Source organism: Neobacillus bataviensis LMG 21833 (assembly GCF_000307875.1).
In the GTDB taxonomy this organism is placed as follows: Bacteria; Bacillota; Bacilli; order Bacillales; family Cytobacillaceae; genus Neobacillus; species Neobacillus bataviensis.
Map to the genome: position 1 here is coordinate 139,107 of NZ_AJLS01000055.1, position 21,013 is coordinate 160,119.

Sequence of the window (21,013 nt, forward strand, 5' to 3'; positions counted from 1 at the left end):
CGAGAGCTTTATTCTATCCTACGCTGGCTATATTGTTTTGTATCGATTCCTCTTTGATTCAACCAATGGAACGTTTCGCCGAAGATGATAAGTGGAGCCTTTTGTAAATCAGAAATGGTTTTAGCTCCTAAAGAAGTCATAATTAAAACTAATTCTTTGTGGAGTGATTCGATTTCTTCCTCTAATGCTTCTACCCCTTGCTCGACAAGAATCTGCAAGAAAGAACCTGCCATCCCAATCCCATTTGCCCCCATTGCGATCCCCTTAGCAATGTCAAGTCCAGTATTAAAACCACCAGAGCCAATTACGGATATTTTTTCAGAAGCATTTGCTGCTTCCATAATAGAGATTGGCGTTGGGATACCCCATTCATTAAAAAATGAGATCATTCTATCTCGCCGCTTATTTTCAATTTCTGCAAAATTTGTTCCCCCAGCACCGCCGACATCAACCGCAGCCACACCCACTGATGAAAGAGACTCAACCGTTTCCTTTCCCACTCCAAAACCTACTTCTTTGACAATAACAGGAACATCTACCTTGTTGACAATATTATCAATTCTTTTTAAGGCATCAGTAAAATCCCGATCACCCTCTGGCATGGTCAGTTCTTGTATAACATTCAAATGGATTTGCAGTGCATTGGCCGCAACCATGTCAATCGCCATCTTGGCTTGATCAACTGTTGCCTCGCTGCCTAAATTCGCTATTATGATCCCATTAGGGTTCTCTTTTCGAACGATCTCATAAGTATATCGCTCACCCTTATCCTTTAAAGCGGACATTTGCGAACCAACAGCCATAGCCAGGCCAGTACTTTTGGCAGCAATTGCTAATTCTTTGTTGATTCGATGGGTTTTTTCTCCACCGCCGCCAGTCATCGCATTGATAAAAATTGGCGAACTTAAAGAAAGTTCGCCAATTGAGTGGTCTAATCGAACATCGTTCACACTGATATTCGGTAAGCTTTGATGAATAAATTTGATTTCATCGAAAACTGATGAACTGTTTTGCCTATTTTGTAGGGCAAAGCGAATGTGATCCCATTTTCGTTCAGATCTAGACACAAAAATCACCATTATTTTCTTAGATTCTTTAACTTATCTCCAATAACTTCACCAAGTTGAAAGCCTTTTGATTCCTCTGGAAGTTCATAATCGAAATTTCCTTCTTCCTCTTTCTCAAGCAATTCTTTAATGCTTAAAGACAGACGTTGATCTTGTTCGTTCGCATCAAGTACCTTAACTTTAACCTCTTGCCCTTCCTTTAGAACCTCATGCGGCGTTCCAATGTGTTTATGAGCAATTTGAGAAATATGAACAAGACCTTCTACACCAGGAAAAACTTCGACAAATGCACCATATGAGACTAATCTTTTTACTTTACCGTCTAAAATACTGCCTTTAGGTGCTTTTTCAGAAATGTTAGACCATGGCCCAGGCAGTGTTTCCTTAATTGATAAAGAAATTCTTTCATTATCACGATCGACACTTAATACCTTTACTTGAACCTGTTGACCTTCATGAACCACGTCTGTTGGTTTATCTACATGTTCATAGGATAATTGGGATATATGAACTAGACCGTCGATACCGCCGATATCAACGAATGCCCCAAAATCAGTAATTCTTTGAACTGTCCCATCGATTACTTGACCCGCTTTAAGCGCACCAAGAATATTTTGTTTTTGTTTTCCCTTTTCTTGCTCCACAACTGCTCGATGCGAAAGGATTAAGCGGTTCTTTTCTTTATCAAGTTCCACAATTTTAAAAGAAAGTGAACGTCCTTTGTAATCGCTGAAATCCTCGACAAAATGTGCTTCAACTAAAGAGGCCGGAACAAATCCACGGACACCAAGATCCACTACCAAACCGCCTTTAACAACGTCTTTTACCTCTGTTTCAAAAACTTCACCATTTTGGAATTGCTGTTCTAAATGATCCCAGGCTTTTTCTGCATCAACTTTCCTTTTAGAAAGGATAAGTGCTTCTTCCTCCACTTTTAAAACTTCCAGCTCTAACTCATCGCCTTCAGCAGCGGCATCGGATGCTTTTTCAATATGAAGGCTAGATAACTCACTGATAGGGATAATTCCATCTAATTTACTGCCTTGAACAGCCACAAGTACCTGTTTTTCTTCTACCTTCGTAACTTGTCCGGTTACTTTATCCCCAATTTCAAAGTTCTTCACTTCTACTTGATTTAATTCTTCCGACATATGTATTCCTCCTTAATCCATTTACTCTAAAAATCTATATATGATCTGGCGAATGCAGCACAGCAGACACCACATATAAAATAAACCAATTGCAGAGAATATTCAAAAAAAATCTCTTTTTATTAACTTCTTACAAATAACCTTTTTTGTCAAGCAGAAGCTATTGATGCTCTTTTATAAGTTTATGAATTTCTGACATAATTAATTCAGTAACCTGATCAGCTGAAGCTTTTGTTTTTCTCATTTCGTCCATATCAATTGGTTTGCCATAAACCACTTTTAATTTTTTAAAACTTTTATAAGGACCTATAACTGCACAAGGAACAACCTGCGCTTCTGATCTTGAAGCAAAAAATCCTGCTCCGGAAAGACCTTTCCCTAATTCTCCGGTTTTGCTTCTAGTCCCCTCTGGAAAAAGACCGAAAACGTTGCCCTCTTTAAGAATCTTTAAGCCTGTGCGAAGTGCTTCCCGATCGCTTAAGCCTCTTTTTACTGGGAAGGCATTACATTTCCTAACAATGGCCCCCAAAACAGGGACATTGAAAACCTCTTCCTTCGCCATATAGTGAATAGGCCTGGGAGCCATAATCCCAACTATGATCGGATCAAAATTATGGATATGATTGGAGCAAAGCAACACGCCGCCCTCTTTAGGGAAATTTTCTACTCCAATCGCTTCAACCCTGTACCACGGTTTAAAAACAGTATAAACCACTGACCTTGCAAATGCGTAAAACGTCACACTTATCCAATCCTTTCGTGCACAAGAGCCATAATTTTTTCTACAACTTCAGGAATGGTCAATGAGGTGGTGTCGATTTCAATTGCATCATCGGCTTTTTTCAATGGAGCTACATCTCTTTCCGAGTCAATTTTATCTCTACGTGCAATTTCTTCTTTTAATTTTTCTAAATCGGAAGGGAACCCTTTCTGTAAATTTTCTGTATATCGTCTTTCCGCCCTTTCCTCAACACTTGCCAGTAAAAATACTTTTACTTCCGCTTCTGGCAATACATGCGTTCCGATATCCCGTCCATCCATCACAACACCACCTTCTGTAGCGAATGCTTGCTGCCTTCTGACCATTTCTCGGCGAACCTTCGGATGGATGGAAACGATGGAAACATTATTGGTTACCTCTGATGTACGAATCTCATTTGTAACATCTTTATTGTCAAGATAGACTAGTTGACCTTTATTTGAAGGCAGGAGTTTAATATCAGTTGAAAGCAGCGTGTCTAAAAGTGCAACTTCCTCATTAAGTTCCAGTTGGTTAACAATAGCCTTATATGTTAATGCCCGGTACATCGCACCCGTATCAATATATACATATGATAGTTTTTCCGCCACGATTTTTGCTACTGTGCTCTTTCCGGCTGCAGCAGGTCCATCAATTGCGATTGATAATCTCTTTTTCATAAATCCTCCTAAAGCAAAAAGTTTGTCTCATAAGCTGTCTCTATATATTTTACCATAAGTTATTAAAATGCCCCCCTATTTTAGCATTTTAACAATAAAAAAAAGCAGGCAGCCTGCTTTATTTTTCACCTTGAAAGGTTTGAATAATTTCTGTAAAAATATCTTCGTTTACCCCTTCGTATTTAGTCAGTTGTTTAATTTGCGGAAAGACATCCAATTGATGAAACAAAAGCTGAGATAAGAAGAGAAAGATAAACTGGACAATTACAATCTTTACTAATAATCCTTCCACCTTTTCCATTGAAATCACTCCAATGCCCATATATGTATATTATTGGATTTTCGGACTTTATTATTCAATGTAAAAAGGGAAAAGCAAATGCTTTTCCTTATAGAACATCTTCGTAAATGGCCTCGGCATTTTTCAACTTTTCAACTTCTTCTTCAAATCCATCTTTTGCATTAATAAAAATTCGATAGGTATCATTACCAATAGTCCCTAGGAATTCGTAGCATAATACCTCTTCATTTAAATCGTTCATAATCATCGCCTCACGGTTTTCCAATACCTTGAGGTTAGGATTAACCTTTGCACGTGCCTGTTCCAAGGTAATCGCAGGTTTTTCAATCGTTCTAGTTTGGAAAGATTTTAAATAATCCTCAGCCGATACGCCAATAATATCGCCATTATCCAGCGCTACTTTTACCTTTACCGCTTCTGGATAAATTCGTACCCCATTAATATTTGTAACAAAATTGAAGACGCCGATATTATCATACTGAGTACTTTCAAAAACCTCTAAATCCTTGAATCCTGTTTCCTTTAAAAATGCAGCGGCCTTATTGTCAGCTTCATTAAGACTAAACTTTTGTTCCTTTATATCACGGTTATTAATAAACCAAATAGGGTGACCGGCTTTTTTGGTAATATCCATACTAGCTTCTTGCCTGGTTTGTTTATTTTTAATAGAAACGCTATAAAAACCATAGTCGGAACCTTTTCCATTCTCAGTTACTTTTACTTCCGTGTTTCCATCAAACTTCATATACTTTTTGGCGACCTGAATGGCATCATTCCGTGTAATGGTTTTTCCTTTGATCTTTTTGAAATTTTCATCCTTCTTTTGCATATTCATAAATGTCGGCCCAAAGTCAGATTCCTCATAGCTTGATACTGTTTTTTCAACCGTTTTGAAGCCATCAATTATCGTATTATCAGTCGATTCTTTTCCCGATGCAAGGGCTAACTCGACATCCATCCAGCGCAGGTTATTCTTTAATACCATATGCTGGACATTTCGGAGTTCATTCTGAATATCGCCTGACTTCGTATAAAGCCCCTTTAGTGTTTCATATTCCTTATCTGTTAATGGTTCATTTCCTAAATCTCTTACTGCCGTTCGGTAGCTGAAATTGCCGATATTCGCTAAAAATTCCTCTGTCTTATTAAAAGGCAGCAATGTTAATGGCAGCTGCCCAACATCACCATGTGCCTGCGAAGTTAATCGCCAAACCTCTATTAAGGATGGGGACAAGGTATCCTTAGAATTCATGGCAAGGGTTGTTCCAATTTTATCGTGGAGAATATCCATCCGGTAGGAAAGGTTATGGAATGCCCTTTGATAATTGTTTTCGGCGTTTAACAAGATTGCATTTTTTTCTTGGTGTTCCTGGTAGCCCCAATAAGCAGTGCCCGCCACACCTACAGCAAGAACACCGATTAATATTCCTCTAATCAATTCTAATCACCTCTCTACTTGCAGAAAATATGCTGCCCTATTCGTTTGATTTGTGGTCTTCCCCATATCCAGCCACTGGTAGCTGTATCCGGATTAAAGTAATAAAGTGCCTCACCCGTTGGATCCCATCCATTAATAGCATCTATTACCGCTTTTTTTGCCGTTTCATTGGGTGTCAACCAAATCTGCCCATCGGCAACCGCTGTAAAAGCTCCCGGTTCAAAAATCACTCCTGAAACAGTGCTAGGAAATGAAGCACTATTGACACGGTTCAATATTACAGCTGCTACGGCAACTTGGCCTATATATGGTTCACCCCTCGATTCCCCATGAACAGCGTTTGCCATTAAGCGGATATCATTTTGCGAAAAACCGGCTGGAGTATTTGCTGCCGTCGGCTTCTTCGGAGCAGCTTGTGGTGGTGCCGGTTTAGTTGCTGGTGCCTTGTTTGCTGGAGCTTTAGGACTTGGGGCACTCTGCTTGCTTTGATCAACTCCACCGTAATGAGTAAACTTATTCCCAGATTTCATTTGATTTTTTACAAACTGCTGGTCGTATTTACTTGCTTTGGTTAACTTTTCTTTCGTTTTGGCACCGGCCAATCCGTCTATTGGCAGCCCGAATTCATTTTGAAAGTTTCTAAGTGCCCAATATGTTCCCCATCCAAATACTCCATCAATTTTTCCCTTATAAAAGCCAATATATTGGAGCCTTGATTGAAGTTCAATGACATCATCGCCAACAGCTCCTTTTTGGATTACCTGATTAGAGAAGGCCTGAACCCTTTGATTCTCCATCAAAGATATTGGCATAACACAGAAAAAGAATAGGATGAAGTATTTAATTAGGTTGTTTTTCTTCATCATGGAAATTTAACCCCCATCTGAATCTTTTTAGCAGTAACCCTATTTTTTGTTTTATTGGTGTTTTTATTCCATTTTATGAAGAATAAATAAAAAAACCCTTCATTTAGGAATGAAGGGTCTTCCGTACAGGATATTGTTTGTTAAAATGATTGGCACTTAATATTTTTGCTTTTTTCACCTTTCTTAAACCAAACCACCAAAGGAAAATCATAAACGGAAAAATAATAAACAGCCAATGTTCTAGTGAAATCAAAATGAAATCATAAAACCCATGCAATATAAAAGGCAAAAGCAAAGAGAACAGGATCCATTTGGCTTTATTTCCTTCCGTAAACTTTGCTTTTCCAAGATAAAAGCCCATAATTACACCAAATAGGGCATGGCTTGATACCGGTAATAAGGCACGCGTCATCGCATGTTCAATCCCGTTGGCAATTAAATAAAAGATATTTTCGACTGTAGCAAATCCAAGGGAAACAGATACTCCATATACAATTCCATCAAAGGGTTCATCAAATTCGACATGCTGATATATGGCATAGAAAAGAATGAACCACTTAAAAAATTCTTCTAGTAGACTTGAACTAAAAAAGGCATCAATCAGATTCGATTTAAGCAAATGCTCTACATCAAAGACATGTTGGATAAACATGATAGGAAACACCAAAAGGGCTCCATAAATAAATGTCCTTAGTACAAAGGAAATTGGCTCTGGCTCGTATTCATCTTTTAAATAAAAATAACTTAACAATGCCAGTCCTGGAGCAACACCGGCAGATAAAATTCCCAGCATGATGAACCTACTTTCCAATCCTTTTCCCTTATCGTAACACGGAACCGATGTAAAGAAAATGAAAGATTGATTCCATTTTAAGTGTTAAAAATTAATAGACTCTAAACCGCTCGCTAATGCTACAGCCAATTTAATCCTTGCTTTTTTCGAGTCATTGTCACTTCCCAGAATGACACCTTTTTTATAAAGGTCATAAGCACTTCCCTCATAATCATAGGTTGTGTATACAGCCCCTTCCTCTGCACTCGTTGTAATAACTAGTTTTATCCCCTCTTTAATGGACTTTTCAATTTCCTCCATCATCATAGGAGCCACCTGACCTCTTCCAACTCCTTCTAGAACAATTCCGCTTACTCCCGCCTCTCTGGCGGCCTTAATAAATTTTCCATCCGCTCCAATATAGCATTTAATAATCTCCACTTGCGGGACCTGAGTTTTCATTTCATAGTATTCTCTTTTAAGGGGTTTTTGAAAGACATGAACCCGGTCATTGTCAATAATCCCGAGATAACCGAATCCAAAAACGTTAAAACCCTGTATATTAGATGCATGTTCCTTTTTCACATATCTGGCAGCAAATATTCGCTCATTAAAAACAACAACAGTACCAGCATTATGTAAATCGGCAGAACAAGCTGAATAAATAGCGTGCCTCAAGTTAATATATACATCGCTTCCCAAATCTTCAGGCGAGCGTTGTGAGCCCGTTACAACCACTGGTCTGTAATCATTTATCGTTAAGTCAAGAAAATAGGCTGTTTCCTCCATGGTGTCCGTTCCATGAGTTACAACAACACCAGAAACCGCCTCATCTTTAAAATAATCTTCTATTTTATTTTTTAGAACAACTAAATCATCAAAGGTAATATGAATGCTTGCCTTCTGAAAAACAGATTCTACAATTACTTCAATATCATTTGGTAAATTACACATGGCCGCCAGCTCTTCACCCGTTAATGCACCAGAAGCTAATTTACCTGATACCTTATTCGTTTTACTTGCAATGGTTCCGCCTGTTGTTAATAGAACAACTTTATTCATGACTTATCATCCTTTGGGTTCTTTTTCTAAAATATCACGCGCTATTTGTCCGCCATGGAAACGTCCATTTTCGATAAAAATTTCATTTGCATTATTCCCTGCAGCAATTACACCTGCAATATAAATCCCCTCGATGTTCGTCTCCATTGTCTCCGGGTCAAATAGGGGTCTTCCCGTCCCCTCATCAATTTTCACACCCATAGTTTTTAAGAATTGATGGTCTGGATGGTAGCCGGTCATGGCAAAAACAAAATCATTGTTAATCGTTTTTTGTTCACCGTCTTTTTTATATACGACCTGATTTTCAGTAATTTCTTTAACAGCCGCGCCAAACTCCATAACTATTGTTCCACTTTTCACTAAGGCTTCAAATTCCGGAAGAATCCATGGTTTAATGCTTGGTGAATATTCCGTGCCACGGTACAAAACAGTTACCCTTGCACCGGCTTTAACAAGTTCAAGCGCTGCATCTACACTGGAATTTTTCCCTCCAATTACACAAACATCCTGATCGAAATAGGGGTGAGCCTCTTTAAAATAATGGAAAACCTTTGGCAGGTCTTCGCCTGGAACATCCATAAAGTTCGGGTGATCATAGTAACCTGTTGCAATGATGACATAATTTGCACAATAGGTTTTTTTATCGGTAGTAACATACAATTGTTGATCCAGTTTGGACACTTTTATGACTGTTTCAAAGGCGTTAATACGGAGCTGCTTACGCTTGGCTACCTCCCGATAATAGACAAGCGCCTGGTTTCTTTTAGGCTTGTAGCTATCGGTCACAAACGCCATACCGCCAATTTCTAATTTTTCGCTCGTACTAAAAAAGGTTTGATGTGTTGGATAATGGTAGATAGAATTAACCACATTCCCCTTTTCAATAATTAATGGCTTTTTCCCCAATTCCTGTAATGAAATAGCTGCGGCTAAACCGCAGGGTCCTCCGCCAATTATAATTATATCTTCTGATTGCAAATGGATACACTCCTCGTTACGATTCGAAATAAAAAAACTCCCACCTTGTATATGATAGGAGTTTTTTTATTATAATTCAATGTAGAGCACTTAAATCCAACCTCTGAAGCGGCTTGCTTCTGCCATTTTTCTAACCCCGACCATATAGGCAGCAAGTCTCATATCAACACGGCGTGTTTGGGCAGTATCGTAAATATTTTTAAATGATTTCACTAATATTTTTTCGAGTTTTTCTTCCACTTCTTCTTCTGTCCAATAATAACCTTGGTTATTTTGAACCCACTCAAAGTACGAAACAGTAACTCCACCCGCTGATGCTAATACATCCGGAACAAGAAGGATCCCACGTTCTGTTAAAATTTCTGTAGCCTCTAATGTAGTTGGACCATTTGCTGCCTCGACCACGATGCTCGCACGAATATTATGGGCATTGTCAGCAGTAATTTGATTTTCAATTGCAGCAGGTACGAGAATATCGCATTCAAGTTCAAGCAATTCTTTATTTGTAATTGTATTATTAAATAATTTTGTAACGGTTCCAAAGCTATCTCGTCTATCCAATAGATAATCAATATCAAGACCGTTTGGATCATGTAATGCTCCGTAGGCATCGGAAATACCGATTACTTTCGCTCCAGCATCATGCATGAATTTTGATAAATAGCTCCCCGCGTTACCGAAACCTTGGATCACAACCCTTGCACCTTCAATTTGAATGCCTTTCTTTTTTGCTGCTTCACGGATACAGATCGTTACACCTTTTGCCGTTGCTGATTCACGTCCATGTGAACCCCCTAATACAAGCGGCTTTCCGGTAATAAAGCCAGGAGAATTGAATTCATCGATTCGGCTATATTCATCCATCATCCAAGCCATGATTTGTGAATTGGTAAACACGTCTGGTGCCGGAATATCCTTCGTTGGTCCAACAATTTGGCTTATTGCTCGTACGTACCCCCGGCTTAATCTTTCAAGCTCTCTGAAGGACATATCACGCGGATCACAAACAATACCGCCCTTTCCTCCGCCATACGGAAGGTCGACGATGCCGCACTTCAAGCTCATCCAGATTGAGAGGGCTTTCACTTCTGTTTCGGTCACACCTGGGTGAAAACGAATTCCGCCCTTTGTTGGCCCAACTGAATCATTATGTTGTGCACGGTATCCCGTAAATATTTTGGTTGATCCGTCATCCATTCTAACTGGAATTTTAACTGTCATCATACGTAACGGCTCTTTCAAGAGCTCGTATACCTCTTCTGGATAACCTAACTTCTCAAGGGCTTTATGAATTACTGTTTGTGTTGATTTCAACACATCATTTTTTTCCACTTGATTAGTCTTTTCTGTACCATTTTCGGCTACCATTTGTAATCCTCCTAAGAAATCACTTTAACGAATGTTGTCCGCTTTCAGTCACAAGTATACACGTTTAATTGATTTATGCAAGATGAAAACCACACAATTATGTATTTTTCAACGCATAGTTGAAACCGCTCCCAATTACGTTTTGTCCCTTTTAAAAATTTAAAAGGGGCAAGGGCCCCTTTTTATTTTTTACCCTTATATTATTTTATTTAAAATAATGGAGAATGGTTTCCACTGCCCCATATTTAATGATTTGTTTCCCGTATTCAGCAAGTACAAACGGGCTTAGAATAGAGGGGTTTCCAAATTCCGATAAAATACTGGCTGCCCTTTCTTTTTTCGCGGCATCTACTTGATCCATCAAAAGATAATAGTAATTATGGTACGAATACAAGCTCCCGCCAAATAATTCTATATTTGACAGCCTTTTTGAAAGTCCAATAACATCCTCAAATTCTTTAAACTCAAATAGGAGTTCTTGACAACCTTCCACCCTTACCTGCATTTCAATATACCCATCATATAGTAAATCTTCATCATCAACTTTTACTTCATCAACAGTAATAATCAATATCATCCCTTGTGCCTGAAGGGAGAAAATTTCAACCGCTACTGACCCTTGGATATCAACATCAAATTCCTCGCTGGCCTCTTCCAACATATCATGAAAGAGCTGATTCCATTTACTTGAATCCTTCCAAATATCTTCTTTGGAAAGCCCCCTATCAAACAAATCATCAGAGGTTAAAAAAATTTTGATTTTATTGGTCGTTAAGCGTTCTAAGCGCATGCTTTTGCCCCCTGCCGTGACATAACTCTTGTTTTCAGTGTATGCCTTAGGGTTCTATTGGTGAATTGTCTATATCATCCTGATTTTTCTGTTCCTCTTTGAAGGGTAATGAGGTGTGATTCTGCAGGCGCCCCTAGCCTTAAGGGAAGAGCGGTGGTACCATAACCATTGCTTATAAAAAGAATAGTGTTATTTAATTTTTTTATTCCCCCCTTTTTATATGGACTATAGCCGAAAAGATGGATCTGACCCCCATGAGTATGTCCGCTTAACACCAAGCGTATTTCATGCTCAGGTATAATTTTTTTCATGATTGCCGGAATATGACTGGCCATTATTTTGAAACTATTTACCTCGGCATCTAACAGGGCCAAATCAAGGCGGTCACGCTCCTGACTCATGTCATCTACCCCAAGCAAACACAATTTTTCCCCAAGTGGTGATTCAAATGTTACTGCTGTATTAGCTAACACCTTTACCCCTAAGTCGAGTAGAATGGCATCCAATTTTCGAAAATCCACTTCATAATCATTGTTACCCCAAACAAAATAAACAGGGCCAACCTGTTTTAATTTCACTAAATTCGTTTTCACTTTTTCAAATGGAACCCCTTTTTCGGTTAAATCCCCTCCGATAATGACGAGATCTGCCTTTCCCTTTACTTTATCAATAATGAGATCTGATATTGTCCGCTTATGAATATCCGAAATAAAGAAAATTGTCACTTTGCCAAATGATGCCGGAAAATCTGAAAATACTAATTCCTGCTCGACTACTTTATTTAAAAATGCTTCACGTACCATATACAGGAGGAGTAGGAATCCCCCTATCAAAATGAAAAGTCCAAACCAAAACAAAATCATCTTTTCTTTTCCCCTTTTCCTTACTTTACGTTTACGGAAATCATACCATAAAGGAGGCTTCAACTAAAAAAACAAAAACCCCCCATACAATGTATGAAGGGAAAATCAATCTTGCCCTAATTATTCGTCCTCTTGAATACTTAAAATTCGGAACCCGTGCTCCTCAAGTTTCTTAGTAAACCTGTCTATATTATCTTTCTTTTCAATCTTCATCACAATTCTTCGGACAAGTTTATCCGTTTCATCAAAGGTTACTAGTGAAATAATATGTTCATGGAATTGATGAGCAATTTCCGAAAGGCGGGCTATCCGACCTTCTGTTTCAACTGATGTAAAGGCAATCCTTACACCAGGCCGGTTTACACCAAATGCACTTTCAAAGGAACTGATCACATCTGACCTTGTTACAACCCCAAGGAAATTTTTGTTTCCATCAACAACCGCTAATAATGGGAAATCCTTCAAATCCAGGAGAGTCCTTTCAAATAACTCCCCTCCTTCTAAATATTTATTTTGATATGAAACAATACCTTGAACAAGGGTTGAGGTTAAATATTCCTCTTTTTGTAGATTAGAAAGAAAATAACCCTCATATATATTAAATCTTGTCGCAACGCCCAGATACTTACTACCTTGTAAAACAGGTAATCCATCAATTTGATGCTTTTCTAATAATGACAATGCCTCTTTCAACGTAACATCTGCTTGAGCAGTAAAAGATTCATGCTTAGGTATCATAATATTTTTTACGAACAATTCCCATCACCCCATTGTAATAATCCTTACATCTTCATTATACTTCGCCAAGCTCTGAAAAAATCCTTTAATATATTAAAGATTTATGTCATGTAACACGAAATCACTCATATGATTAACTGATGCTGAATATAGGGAGGGCTACAATGAATACACACCATAAATCGTATCATCCTTATGCGAGTCCGTTTGACCCTTGTAAACCAATCACAACAAAAACCTATTCTACCCCGCCACATTTATATATGGCGTTTCAACCACCAAATCTTCCTCAATTTACACCACTCGAAGCCTTACGAGCCGGTACGCTTTGGAAGGATCTTTATGATCCATACTTCAATTCCGCTGAGAAAGCCAAAGGGGGAATGGCTCCATGAAACAAGTTCCTGCTGAATACTATCAATTAATGGAGCAGCTCCAGGCGGTCGACTTTGTTTTAGTCGAGTTAACCCTTTACTTAGATACACATAACGATGACCTTGAAGCCATCCATCAATTTAACCATTATGCCAAGGAAAGAAAACGATTAAAAAAGGAATTTGAAAGCCAATTTGGGCCGCTATTACAATTTGGTAATAGTTATTCAGGCTATCCTTGGAACTGGGACGATACGCCTTGGCCGTGGCAAGTTTAAAAGGGGAGGGATGAAATGGATGTGGGTTTATGAGAAGAAATTACAGTATCCTGTTCGCGTCAGTACCTGTAACCCAACACTAGCCAAGTATTTAATTGAGCAATATGGAGGTGCTGATGGAGAGCTTGCAGCTGCACTCCGCTATTTGAACCAAAGATATACGATCCCTGATAAAGTAATAGGTCTTTTAACAGATATCGGTACCGAGGAATTTGCCCATCTCGAAATGATAGCCACCATGGTGTATAAATTAACAAAAGATGCAACACCGGAGCAAATGAAAGCAGCAGGGCTCGGAGCTCACTATGCCGATCATGACAGTGCCTTATACTATCATAATGCTGCTGGAGCACCTTTTACAGCTACCTATATTACCGCAAAAGGAGATCCAATTGCTGATTTATATGAAGATATTGCGGCAGAAGAAAAGGCTCGGGCCACATACCAGTGGTTGATTAACATCAGTGATGATCCTGATATTAACGATAGTCTGCGTTTTTTACGTGAACGTGAAATAATCCATTCATTAAGATTCCGCGAAGCGGTAGAAATATTAAAAGAAGAGCAAGGCAAAAAGACAATCTTTTAATAAAAATAAGAAGCAGCCATCATTCTGCTTCTTATTTTTTTTCGTGGTAAAGATTAATATCGTACTGCTTTTTCATCATTTCAAAAACAATGTGGCGGTTCTTCCATTCCTCTTCTCTTTTCCACAAATCCTTACTTCGGTCAACAATTTCACACCGTAATTCCTGATATTCCTTTTCTTTCTTTTCCTTTTGTTGTTTTAACAGATTCATCACGCCTAACCCGATAAGAGTTATCGTGATCAAGAGAACTGCCGCTGCATCATTTAATGTTGCCGATAACACGGATAAAAAGGAATAAGAATAGTGTTTGAAGATTGTTACATAGAAATATAGCATAAAAATAAAGGCAAAAAAAAGTGTTCCATATATCGAAATAAAATGCCACATTTTAGTGTCGTCAAACTTCTTCTTCTTTTTTCTAACGTTTTCTAACATTTGCTTCGTTGCTTGGTCCGTGTATTCAAGTAATTGGATTGGAGAATCCATTTGTTATCACCCTCCATTTCTCCTATATACTTATGACCTTGTCCCAAAAATTATGTTTTAAAAAAGACAAAAAAACCGATCGAAGTGATCGGCTAGTTGTTTAACGGTATTTTCAAGACTTGACCAACATAAATTTCTTCACCCTGAAGCTTATTTGCCTTTTTGATAATATCGATTCCTTTTTGAGATTGGTAGTACTTCATCGAAATCTTATAGAGTGTATCTTGCTTGGTAACAGTATGATAAATGACCTTATTTGTTTCGCTTTTGACAGGTTCTGGCTGCGGCTGACTATTTTTATCTGTCACCTGCTTATTGGCAGCATCATTATTTGAACTTGGTGCCGGAACAGATGGAGTCGATGGGACACTCGAAACAGGTTGTTCCGCTACATCCTGAGGCACTTCGCTATTTTCCTCCGCTACACCCGAACCATCTGTATCCTGATTTGGTTCTGTTTCCTCAGATTTCTCGGAAATGATTTCGTCTTCAGCATTGGATTTATCAAGATTAATGGTTTCATATCCTACCGAGCTCCCGGACGTCTTCTCGGTTCCATTCACTTTCTTCCCACTATCCCTATAGGAAATCACACTAAAAATGATGATAGGAAGGAGGATAAAACACAAGACCAATAGTCGAATGAGTGGATATTTTAGCTTCCATTTTGTTTTTTTCTTTTTTTGACGGTGTACTTGCTCTCTTGGAGGTAACTTATTACTGTTACCGTCGTCTACTTTATCATTTATTTTTTGAATCCGCTGCTTTAGCCTTTCGGCTTGGTCTCTGTATGGTTCTTCCTTATTCACGGAGCTCGCCTCCCTGTTCATCCCAAACGGTGGTACGTCTAAATTTAATATATAAACCTAAGAGAAAATCAATCAAAAAATGCATAATGATGGTTACTGCCAAATTCCCAGTCCATTCGTAAATCATTCCAATTACAAAACTAAGCAGGACAATATTTATAAATAGAAACCAATTAAAGAGGTACCGATAATGAATAATAGCAAAAATAATACTGGCTAGAATTAGACCCACTTTTGTTTGGATGATACCTCGGAAGAGTAATTCCTCACTAAACGCAACAAAAAATGCAATCACAAAAATATGAAAAACACTTTTATTTTTAAAAATTCTTTCATTTAATCCCCCATCATCATAGTAGGAGGGAGGCAGCAGGTTCATTAAGACTAAATCGGTTATGACAACGGCAACGCCTGCAGGAATACCGATTGTTACAATATTTAAGTCATCCAGTTGGATCTGATCTAAATACGAAAAATGATCAAACAATAGAAAGCCTAAAATAAACGAGATTCCTACGAGAATGATTTGTGTAACATATAAATGAGAAAGGAGCTCTTTATCCGTTAAACCTGCGATTAATTCATGATACTTCTGTTTCATTCTCTCAACTCACTATTGATTAATATTTTGGCAAGATAATCCTTCCACTTTTCTTCACTAGTTTTCAAAGGTGAAGTTTTTGCTGTAGTCAGATAATCATTTAACTCCAGCCCACAAATATCACAGCAGGAGGAAACCTTCTTACACAATCTTTCATCAAAATATCCTAAGATAAATTCTCGTCTGCACGAGGCAGATTCCACCCATCTTTTCATTAGAAAGACATTATTGATCTTAGCACCTAATCTTTCCTTAACAAATTCCTTTATCTTGGTCTTTACTATTTCAGGGGAACTAGCCCCTTCGAGTGGATTAAGAAAGTCCTCAATTATTCTCCATTGAGTGTCCGAAAAACCACCAAGCTCTTTTAAGTGCTGACTATATTCTATCCTGCCATCGATTAATGGTTCTTCGTGCTGTACATGTGCAAAAAACCAGTCAATTTGCTGTTCTGATGGTAATTCCCCTTCTGCAAGCTGAAGCGGAAGTTGTTCGTCACCATTTGCGTATAAAAGAATTGCGACACTCGGGTTCCCATCACGGCCTGCCCTGCCGATTTCCTGAAGATATGATTCTATTTGCATCGGCATATGATAATGGATGATGAAGCGAATATTTTCCTTGTTTATTCCCATTCCAAAGGCACTTGTCGCACATATGACATCCAACTGGTTATGAATAAACTGCTGCTGAATTAAAATTCTGGAGTTTTGATCCACTCCGCCGTGATAGGCCATTGCGCGGCAAATACCCTTTTCTTCAAGTAACGCGGCCATTTGTTCCGCTGCCTTTTTACTAGAAAAATAAATAATCCCAGGCTTTTGCAGTCCTGAAACAAGATCAATAACCCGATTTTGTTTATCCCGATAATCAGTTGTTTTTTCAACTTGAAAAGCAATATTTGGGCGATCAATAGTGGATACTATTCTTACCATTTCTTTAAGTCCAAGTGAAGAAGAAATATCATCTAGAACCTTATTTGTGGCTGTTGCTGTGAGTGCAAGGGTTAGGGGATTCCCTAACTTTTCACGTATGTCTCCTAATTTCGAATAATCAGGGCGAAAGTCAAAGCCCCATTGTGATATACAATGTGCTTCATCGACAACAAATAACGAAATCGTTAGTTGCTGTAGCATCCTCATAATAAATGGAACCCGGAGCATTTCGGGAGAAATGAAGATAAACTTATACTCCCTTAACTGCCGAAGTGCATTATTTCTTTCTGCCGGAGATAGAAATGAATTCAATGCAATGACCCGTTTCTCACCAAAGCGTTTAAATTGTTCAACTTGATCCTGCATAAGGGAAAGCAGCGGAGAAATGATTAAAGTTTGTCCCGGAAGGATAAGCCCTGGAAGTTGATAACACAAGGTTTTTCCCGTTCCTGTTGGCAGCATAGCTAACGTATGCTTTCCCGCAAGCACCGATGAAATAACTTCCTTCTGGCCTGTTTTAAATGACTGATACCCAAAGTACTTTTTTAACAGTGATTCTATTTCCATTCCCTATCACCATACTTCGCCAACACCAATCGTATTTGAAAATACGTGGCTGACTGCAATTGATCCTTAATTAGCTTAAGTTGCCTAGTTCCCATTCGCCTGGAAATTTCAATTATTTTTATTTGTAATTCTTTATCTACATAGGGGTCGATGGAGAAATGATTGACACTTAAAGCAAATTCAACAAAATGATCTTCAATAGTACTTAATTTTAATTTCCTGAATTTTGCAATCATGTCAGGAGAATATCCCTCATTTAATAGCGCCAACGTTTTCCTAGATGAAATAGTTAACTCATCATTTTGGTTCAAGTCCTTGATTAGGATGGCTAATATTCTAAAACGTGCGGGATTCCGCATAATGGTTTGCAACAAAAAATGAAGGGTATGAATAAATCCAATATGATAATCATGAATGTCCATATTTAATTTCTTTGCTGTCTGTATTGAAGTTAGCCCAATTTGCTCGAAACCCGTTAACCGAAACACCAAAATAGCGGGATTAATTTCCTCAGTCTCATCGAAGCATGTGATCAACTCCGTGAAAACCATGTCCCCTAACTCATTCCTTGATATTCTCATTTCTTTTATTGCAGCTTTTAACCACAGGTGAACATCCTTGTTTTTTTGGATAGGTTGGTACCTCGCCTCACCAAAAATAAGATTCGAAGTAACCTGAATAAATAAGGATAATCTTTCCCAAAACAACGAAGTAAACGGCTGATACCCCCAGCCATTTAAATAGGGTGGCACTGGATGGCTTTCTAAAATTGACTTTCCAGTGTTGGTAAGAATGTATTGTTGTTCTCCGCAGTGGTTAATCCACTCATTTTTGCACATGGAATGAATGATTTCATCAAAGGAGTCCCTTGTTAATGTGTCATAAATTCCAAAAAACCTTTTTAAAGAAAATAAATGAGCATCTTGAATAGTTTGCGATGACTTTTTTCCATTAATAAGGTGAAAGATGGAATAAATTGTCCGTTCATTATTTAATTGTGTTAAACAATATAGAATGATGGCTTCCAACTGCAGCATATGCCCCACCACATTTTTCTTCATTTTTATCGACAAATTCCCCATTATTTCTATTTTTATTTTAACATGAAATGTAGATTCTTGCTGATTAAAAAATGAAAGATTAAGTAAATCAAAATAACAAACCACAGTTTTAATAGTATTTTTCTATTGAAAAGTTGCCCATACAGTTTTACAATAGAGAGGAGTAATGCGTTTCCATTTTTAATATGGAAAATGAGCTAGAATAATTTTTGTTATTTAACTGGGAGGTTTTTTTTCATGGCAAAGTATACTATTGTTGACAAGGAAACTTGCATCGCATGTGGTGCATGTGGCGCAGCAGCACCAGATATTTATGATTATGATGATGAAGGCATTGCATATGTTACACTTGACGATAACGAAGGTATTGTTGAAATTCCAGATGTGTTAATCGATGACATGATGGATGCTTTTGAAGGCTGCCCAACAGATTCAATCAAAGTAGCTGACGAATCATTCGATGGTAACCCAACAAAATTCGAATAATATTTTGTCAAAAAAATATTTTTAAGCTACTAATCCCCGTCTTTTATAGGCGGGGTTTATTTATTTAATGGTAAAAAAGCAGCAGGGGCTCATGTGTGAGTGACCCCTGCTGCTTTTTTTATGCACTTTTTATGGCTGAAAATTTATTAATCCATGTCTGCATTTTAATAAATAATAGCATAAAGATGAAGGACATCATGACACCTTTTAAGATGTTAAAAGGTAAAATCGCAGGTACTACCAAGTTTCTCATGTCTGGAAATCCCATAAGAACCGTATAGGCAGGTAAAATAATGAAGTAATTCAAAATACTCATCACAACGGCCATTATGACGGTTCCTGCGATTAAACCAATTGTCATACCCTTTTTCGTTTTTAGTTTGTTATATACAAAATAGGTTGGCAGGATAAACACAATTCCCGCTAAGAAATTGGCAATATGACCAACAGGGATTCCCGTTGGGCTTCCTGTCGCAATATAATTAAGGACATTTTTAAAAAACTCAACTAATATTCCTGCAATTGGCCCAAAAATTAAAGTGGCAATTAACGCTGGGATGTCGCTGAAATCAACAAATAAGAAATTAGGAAATAGTGGCAGCGGGAAATTTAGTAGCATTAAAAGATATGCTATACTGCTCAGCATTCCAATTGAAACATAAGCCTTTACTGATATTTTCTTTGTTTTCTTCATTTTCTTCATCTTCCTCTCTCCTTTTTTGATCCATCGTGTAAGGAAGAGAGGTTCAGCAAAATGGGCGGCCAAGTAAATAAAAATCCCTCAAGTCATTCACTTGAGGGAGCTCACGAAGGCACGCTTAATAAACGTTCGTTGCTTCAGCATTTTTTGAACGTCTGCAGAACCTCCATCTTCTCCCATCCAGACTATACTGTCGGCTTTGGAATCACACCAAATCCTGCCTATAAAAGGCTCGCGGGCTCAGGAGCATTGCTCCAATACCGCCGATCGGGAATTTCACCCTGCCCCGAAGATAGATCGATATTAAATTACAACTTTATTATACTAAAGAAATTCCCTTTTGTTAAGTAAAAAATATCCTGCTAACAAAGGTTAGCAGGTTTTTCAGAATATTAATCAACAATTAATAGTTGATTTGGCTTAATGAGATCCGATGTTAGATTGTTTATTGACTTTATTCTATTTATAGAAATGTTTTGTTTATGGGCAATAGAGTACAATGTGTCCCCTTGTTTAACAATGTATTTTTCTTTATTTGCTTCTGATGAACCTTCATCTATAAGTGGGTGGGTGCTTGCTGCTAACACATTATTACTAATACCTGCGACACCAGCCTGAACGGATTCACCAACATCTGCTTTACCTAATAGACTTTCCGGATCCAGTGCATATTTCTTATCGTATCTCCATTCGATTTGATGGGCTTCAAAATGGAGATGGGTTCCTGTTGCTTGGCCAGTCCCACCCATTTTCCCAATCACATCACCCTGTTTAACCTTTTGACCAACCGAAACGTCCCGCTTATTTAAATGGGCATAAACGGTGACAAAATTACTTAAGTGTTTTATAAAAACAACATGACCATATGTATTCGAATAATATGACTTAACAACCGTCCCACCATCAACGGTCATTACGGGTGTATCCAATTTACCCGCTATATCGATTCCTTTATGGGTTCCCTGCCTTGTTCCATATTTATCGGAAATGACACCGTCTGCCGGCCATATCCAGTGTTCTTCCATGCCATTTTGTGCCTGCAAACCCGAAGCCTCTGAATGTTTGCCGCCTAAAAATAATAAACTGATAAACAGTGCCATAATGATGGCAATTAAAAACCTTTTTATGTAGTCAAGCATGCTTACAATTTCCTCCTTATATATCTTGTCCTCTCCTCCACACCATATGTTCATGAATTCACGTTTAGAACATATTGCCGCATCAGAGACCGACATGAGCATACTTGTTATAATTTGGAGTCCTTCCAAATTTTATTCATAAAAAAAATCAACCGGGTTGGTTGATTTTTAACA

Annotated in this window: 25 protein-coding genes and 1 riboswitch; of the genes, 4 read left to right on the forward strand and 21 right to left on the reverse strand. The window is 38.1% G+C overall.

Annotated features, from left to right (window positions below; all coding sequences use genetic code 11):
- Positions 1 to 8 precede the first annotated feature (8 nt).
- The 14 genes from fni to BABA_RS09225 form a co-directional block, all read right to left on the reverse strand.
- Complete coding sequence (gene fni / locus BABA_RS09160) at positions 9 to 1,067, reverse strand: type 2 isopentenyl-diphosphate Delta-isomerase (protein ID WP_040345816.1); 1,059 nt, start codon at positions 1,065 to 1,067, stop codon at positions 9 to 11.
- Positions 1,068 to 1,078: 11 nt separating this feature from the next.
- On the reverse strand, positions 1,079 to 2,218 hold the full coding sequence (gene rpsA, locus BABA_RS09165; RefSeq protein WP_007084887.1) for a 30S ribosomal protein S1: 1,140 nt from the start codon (positions 2,216 to 2,218) through the stop codon (positions 1,079 to 1,081).
- 160 nt (positions 2,219 to 2,378) lie between these two features.
- Positions 2,379 to 2,960 (reverse strand): lysophospholipid acyltransferase family protein, encoded by a 582-nt coding sequence (locus BABA_RS09170; RefSeq protein WP_007084888.1) that lies wholly within the window; start codon positions 2,958 to 2,960, stop codon positions 2,379 to 2,381.
- A gap of 2 nt (positions 2,961 to 2,962) precedes the next feature.
- The gene (gene cmk, locus BABA_RS09175) at positions 2,963 to 3,637 is read right to left on the reverse strand and encodes a (d)CMP kinase (RefSeq protein ID WP_007084889.1); all 675 of its coding nucleotides are present in this window, start codon (positions 3,635 to 3,637) and stop codon (positions 2,963 to 2,965) included.
- Positions 3,638 to 3,755: 118 nt separating this feature from the next.
- Positions 3,756 to 3,938: a YpfB family protein gene (locus BABA_RS09180; RefSeq protein WP_007084890.1), complete on the reverse strand. Its 183-nt coding sequence runs from the start codon at positions 3,936 to 3,938 to the stop codon at positions 3,756 to 3,758.
- Between the two features lie 88 nt (positions 3,939 to 4,026).
- Positions 4,027 to 5,376, reverse strand: coding sequence for a germination protein YpeB (gene ypeB, locus BABA_RS09185; RefSeq protein WP_007084891.1), 1,350 nt, complete (start codon positions 5,374 to 5,376; stop codon positions 4,027 to 4,029).
- Positions 5,377 to 5,390: 14 nt separating this feature from the next.
- A complete protein-coding gene (sleB, locus tag BABA_RS09190) occupies positions 5,391 to 6,188 on the reverse strand; it encodes a spore cortex-lytic enzyme (RefSeq protein WP_420805989.1) in 798 nt (265 codons plus the stop codon).
- A 157-nt stretch (positions 6,189 to 6,345) separates the two neighbouring features.
- A complete protein-coding gene (gene prsW / locus BABA_RS09195; RefSeq protein WP_007084893.1) occupies positions 6,346 to 7,035 on the reverse strand; it encodes a glutamic-type intramembrane protease PrsW in 690 nt (229 codons plus the stop codon).
- Positions 7,036 to 7,119: 84 nt separating this feature from the next.
- On the reverse strand, positions 7,120 to 8,076 hold the full coding sequence (locus tag BABA_RS09200; protein WP_007084894.1) for an asparaginase: 957 nt from the start codon (positions 8,074 to 8,076) through the stop codon (positions 7,120 to 7,122).
- Between the two features lie 6 nt (positions 8,077 to 8,082).
- Positions 8,083 to 9,054, reverse strand: coding sequence for a YpdA family putative bacillithiol disulfide reductase (locus BABA_RS09205; RefSeq protein WP_007084895.1), 972 nt, complete (start codon positions 9,052 to 9,054; stop codon positions 8,083 to 8,085).
- 90 nt (positions 9,055 to 9,144) lie between these two features.
- Entirely contained in the window at positions 9,145 to 10,422 is a 1,278-nt protein-coding gene (locus BABA_RS09210; RefSeq protein ID WP_007084896.1) for a Glu/Leu/Phe/Val family dehydrogenase, read from the reverse strand.
- Between the two features lie 205 nt (positions 10,423 to 10,627).
- Complete coding sequence (locus BABA_RS09215; protein WP_007084897.1) at positions 10,628 to 11,212, reverse strand: genetic competence negative regulator; 585 nt, start codon at positions 11,210 to 11,212, stop codon at positions 10,628 to 10,630.
- Between the two features lie 74 nt (positions 11,213 to 11,286).
- On the reverse strand, positions 11,287 to 12,075 hold the full coding sequence (locus BABA_RS09220) for a metallophosphoesterase (RefSeq protein ID WP_007084898.1): 789 nt from the start codon (positions 12,073 to 12,075) through the stop codon (positions 11,287 to 11,289).
- Between the two features lie 120 nt (positions 12,076 to 12,195).
- A complete protein-coding gene (locus BABA_RS09225) occupies positions 12,196 to 12,831 on the reverse strand; it encodes a CBS domain-containing protein (RefSeq protein WP_007084899.1) in 636 nt (211 codons plus the stop codon).
- Between the two features lie 146 nt (positions 12,832 to 12,977).
- On the opposite strand from BABA_RS09225, the gene BABA_RS09230 reads away from it, so the two are divergent.
- The 3 genes from BABA_RS09230 to cotJC are packed head-to-tail and all read left to right on the forward strand — an operon-like array spanning position 12,978 to position 14,054.
- Positions 12,978 to 13,208 carry a spore coat associated protein CotJA gene (locus BABA_RS09230; RefSeq protein ID WP_007084900.1) on the forward strand — a complete coding sequence of 77 codons (231 nt, stop codon included), beginning with the start codon at positions 12,978 to 12,980 and terminating at the stop codon, positions 13,206 to 13,208.
- Positions 13,205 to 13,465, forward strand: a complete 261-nt coding sequence (locus BABA_RS09235) for a spore coat protein CotJB (protein WP_007084901.1) — start codon at positions 13,205 to 13,207, stop codon at positions 13,463 to 13,465. Before BABA_RS09230 ends, BABA_RS09235 begins: the two co-directional genes overlap by 4 nt.
- A gap of 19 nt (positions 13,466 to 13,484) precedes the next feature.
- The gene (gene cotJC, locus BABA_RS09240; protein ID WP_007084902.1) at positions 13,485 to 14,054 is read left to right on the forward strand and encodes a spore coat protein CotJC; all 570 of its coding nucleotides are present in this window, start codon (positions 13,485 to 13,487) and stop codon (positions 14,052 to 14,054) included.
- A 31-nt stretch (positions 14,055 to 14,085) separates the two neighbouring features.
- Here cotJC and BABA_RS09245 read toward each other — a convergent pair whose 3' ends face one another.
- The 5 genes from BABA_RS09245 to BABA_RS09265 all read right to left on the reverse strand — a co-directional run bounded on the left by BABA_RS09245 (position 14,086) and on the right by BABA_RS09265 (position 18,514).
- Positions 14,086 to 14,541 (reverse strand): DUF2663 family protein, encoded by a 456-nt coding sequence (locus BABA_RS09245; protein ID WP_007084903.1) that lies wholly within the window; start codon positions 14,539 to 14,541, stop codon positions 14,086 to 14,088.
- Positions 14,542 to 14,633: 92 nt separating this feature from the next.
- The gene (locus BABA_RS09250) at positions 14,634 to 15,350 is read right to left on the reverse strand and encodes a LysM peptidoglycan-binding domain-containing protein (RefSeq protein WP_007084904.1); all 717 of its coding nucleotides are present in this window, start codon (positions 15,348 to 15,350) and stop codon (positions 14,634 to 14,636) included.
- Positions 15,343 to 15,951: a CPBP family intramembrane glutamic endopeptidase gene (locus BABA_RS09255; RefSeq protein WP_007084905.1), complete on the reverse strand. Its 609-nt coding sequence runs from the start codon at positions 15,949 to 15,951 to the stop codon at positions 15,343 to 15,345. The genes BABA_RS09250 and BABA_RS09255 overlap by 8 nt, the downstream gene beginning before the upstream one ends.
- A complete protein-coding gene (locus BABA_RS09260) occupies positions 15,948 to 17,453 on the reverse strand; it encodes a RecQ family ATP-dependent DNA helicase (RefSeq protein WP_007084906.1) in 1,506 nt (501 codons plus the stop codon). Before BABA_RS09260 ends, BABA_RS09255 begins: the two co-directional genes overlap by 4 nt.
- Positions 17,444 to 18,514 carry a YpbB family protein gene (locus BABA_RS09265; protein ID WP_007084907.1) on the reverse strand — a complete coding sequence of 357 codons (1,071 nt, stop codon included), beginning with the start codon at positions 18,512 to 18,514 and terminating at the stop codon, positions 17,444 to 17,446. The genes BABA_RS09260 and BABA_RS09265 overlap by 10 nt, the downstream gene beginning before the upstream one ends.
- 237 nt (positions 18,515 to 18,751) lie before the next feature.
- Here BABA_RS09265 and BABA_RS09270 point away from each other — a divergent pair, with 237 nt between their 5' ends.
- Positions 18,752 to 19,000, forward strand: a complete 249-nt coding sequence (locus tag BABA_RS09270; protein ID WP_007084908.1) for a ferredoxin — start codon at positions 18,752 to 18,754, stop codon at positions 18,998 to 19,000.
- A 118-nt stretch (positions 19,001 to 19,118) separates the two neighbouring features.
- Here the strand turns inward: BABA_RS09270 and BABA_RS09275 are convergent, their stop codons facing one another.
- Both BABA_RS09275 and BABA_RS09280 read right to left on the reverse strand, forming a co-directional pair.
- Positions 19,119 to 19,703, reverse strand: coding sequence for an ECF transporter S component (locus BABA_RS09275; protein ID WP_007084909.1), 585 nt, complete (start codon positions 19,701 to 19,703; stop codon positions 19,119 to 19,121).
- Between the two features lie 161 nt (positions 19,704 to 19,864).
- Positions 19,865 to 19,998: riboswitch (FMN riboswitch) on the reverse strand.
- A 94-nt stretch (positions 19,999 to 20,092) separates the two neighbouring features.
- Positions 20,093 to 20,839 (reverse strand): peptidoglycan DD-metalloendopeptidase family protein, encoded by a 747-nt coding sequence (locus tag BABA_RS09280; protein ID WP_007084911.1) that lies wholly within the window; start codon positions 20,837 to 20,839, stop codon positions 20,093 to 20,095.
- Positions 20,840 to 21,013: the final 174 nt, after the last annotated feature.

What these genes read in the sequence shown, in the direction of transcription:
- cmk (WP_007084889.1), bottom strand. Translation starts at nt 3,637, where the DNA reads ATGAAAAAGAGATTATCAATCGCAATTGATGGACCTGCTGCAGCCGGA.
- BABA_RS09275 (WP_007084909.1), bottom strand. Translation starts at nt 19,703, where the DNA reads ATGAAGAAAATGAAGAAAACAAAGAAAATATCAGTAAAGGCTTATGTT.
- BABA_RS09180 (WP_007084890.1), bottom strand. Translation starts at nt 3,938, where the DNA reads ATGGAAAAGGTGGAAGGATTATTAGTAAAGATTGTAATTGTCCAGTTT.
- BABA_RS09200 (WP_007084894.1), bottom strand. Translation starts at nt 8,076, where the DNA reads ATGAATAAAGTTGTTCTATTAACAACAGGCGGAACCATTGCAAGTAAA.
- sleB (WP_420805989.1), bottom strand. Translation starts at nt 6,188, where the DNA reads ATGCCAATATCTTTGATGGAGAATCAAAGGGTTCAGGCCTTCTCTAAT.
- BABA_RS09255 (WP_007084905.1), bottom strand. Translation starts at nt 15,951, where the DNA reads ATGAAACAGAAGTATCATGAATTAATCGCAGGTTTAACGGATAAAGAG.
- BABA_RS09235 (WP_007084901.1), top strand. Translation starts at nt 13,205, where the DNA reads ATGAAACAAGTTCCTGCTGAATACTATCAATTAATGGAGCAGCTCCAG.
- BABA_RS09215 (WP_007084897.1), bottom strand. Translation starts at nt 11,212, where the DNA reads ATGCGCTTAGAACGCTTAACGACCAATAAAATCAAAATTTTTTTAACC.
- cotJC (WP_007084902.1), top strand. Translation starts at nt 13,485, where the DNA reads ATGTGGGTTTATGAGAAGAAATTACAGTATCCTGTTCGCGTCAGTACC.
- BABA_RS09210 (WP_007084896.1), bottom strand. Translation starts at nt 10,422, where the DNA reads ATGGTAGCCGAAAATGGTACAGAAAAGACTAATCAAGTGGAAAAAAAT.
- BABA_RS09280 (WP_007084911.1), bottom strand. Translation starts at nt 20,839, where the DNA reads ATGCTTGACTACATAAAAAGGTTTTTAATTGCCATCATTATGGCACTG.
- BABA_RS09270 (WP_007084908.1), top strand. Translation starts at nt 18,752, where the DNA reads ATGGCAAAGTATACTATTGTTGACAAGGAAACTTGCATCGCATGTGGT.
- BABA_RS09245 (WP_007084903.1), bottom strand. Translation starts at nt 14,541, where the DNA reads ATGGATTCTCCAATCCAATTACTTGAATACACGGACCAAGCAACGAAG.
- rpsA (WP_007084887.1), bottom strand. Translation starts at nt 2,218, where the DNA reads ATGTCGGAAGAATTAAATCAAGTAGAAGTGAAGAACTTTGAAATTGGG.
- BABA_RS09260 (WP_007084906.1), bottom strand. Translation starts at nt 17,453, where the DNA reads ATGGAAATAGAATCACTGTTAAAAAAGTACTTTGGGTATCAGTCATTT.
- prsW (WP_007084893.1), bottom strand. Translation starts at nt 7,035, where the DNA reads ATGCTGGGAATTTTATCTGCCGGTGTTGCTCCAGGACTGGCATTGTTA.
- BABA_RS09265 (WP_007084907.1), bottom strand. Translation starts at nt 18,514, where the DNA reads ATGAAGAAAAATGTGGTGGGGCATATGCTGCAGTTGGAAGCCATCATT.
- BABA_RS09220 (WP_007084898.1), bottom strand. Translation starts at nt 12,075, where the DNA reads ATGATTTTGTTTTGGTTTGGACTTTTCATTTTGATAGGGGGATTCCTA.
- BABA_RS09230 (WP_007084900.1), top strand. Translation starts at nt 12,978, where the DNA reads ATGAATACACACCATAAATCGTATCATCCTTATGCGAGTCCGTTTGAC.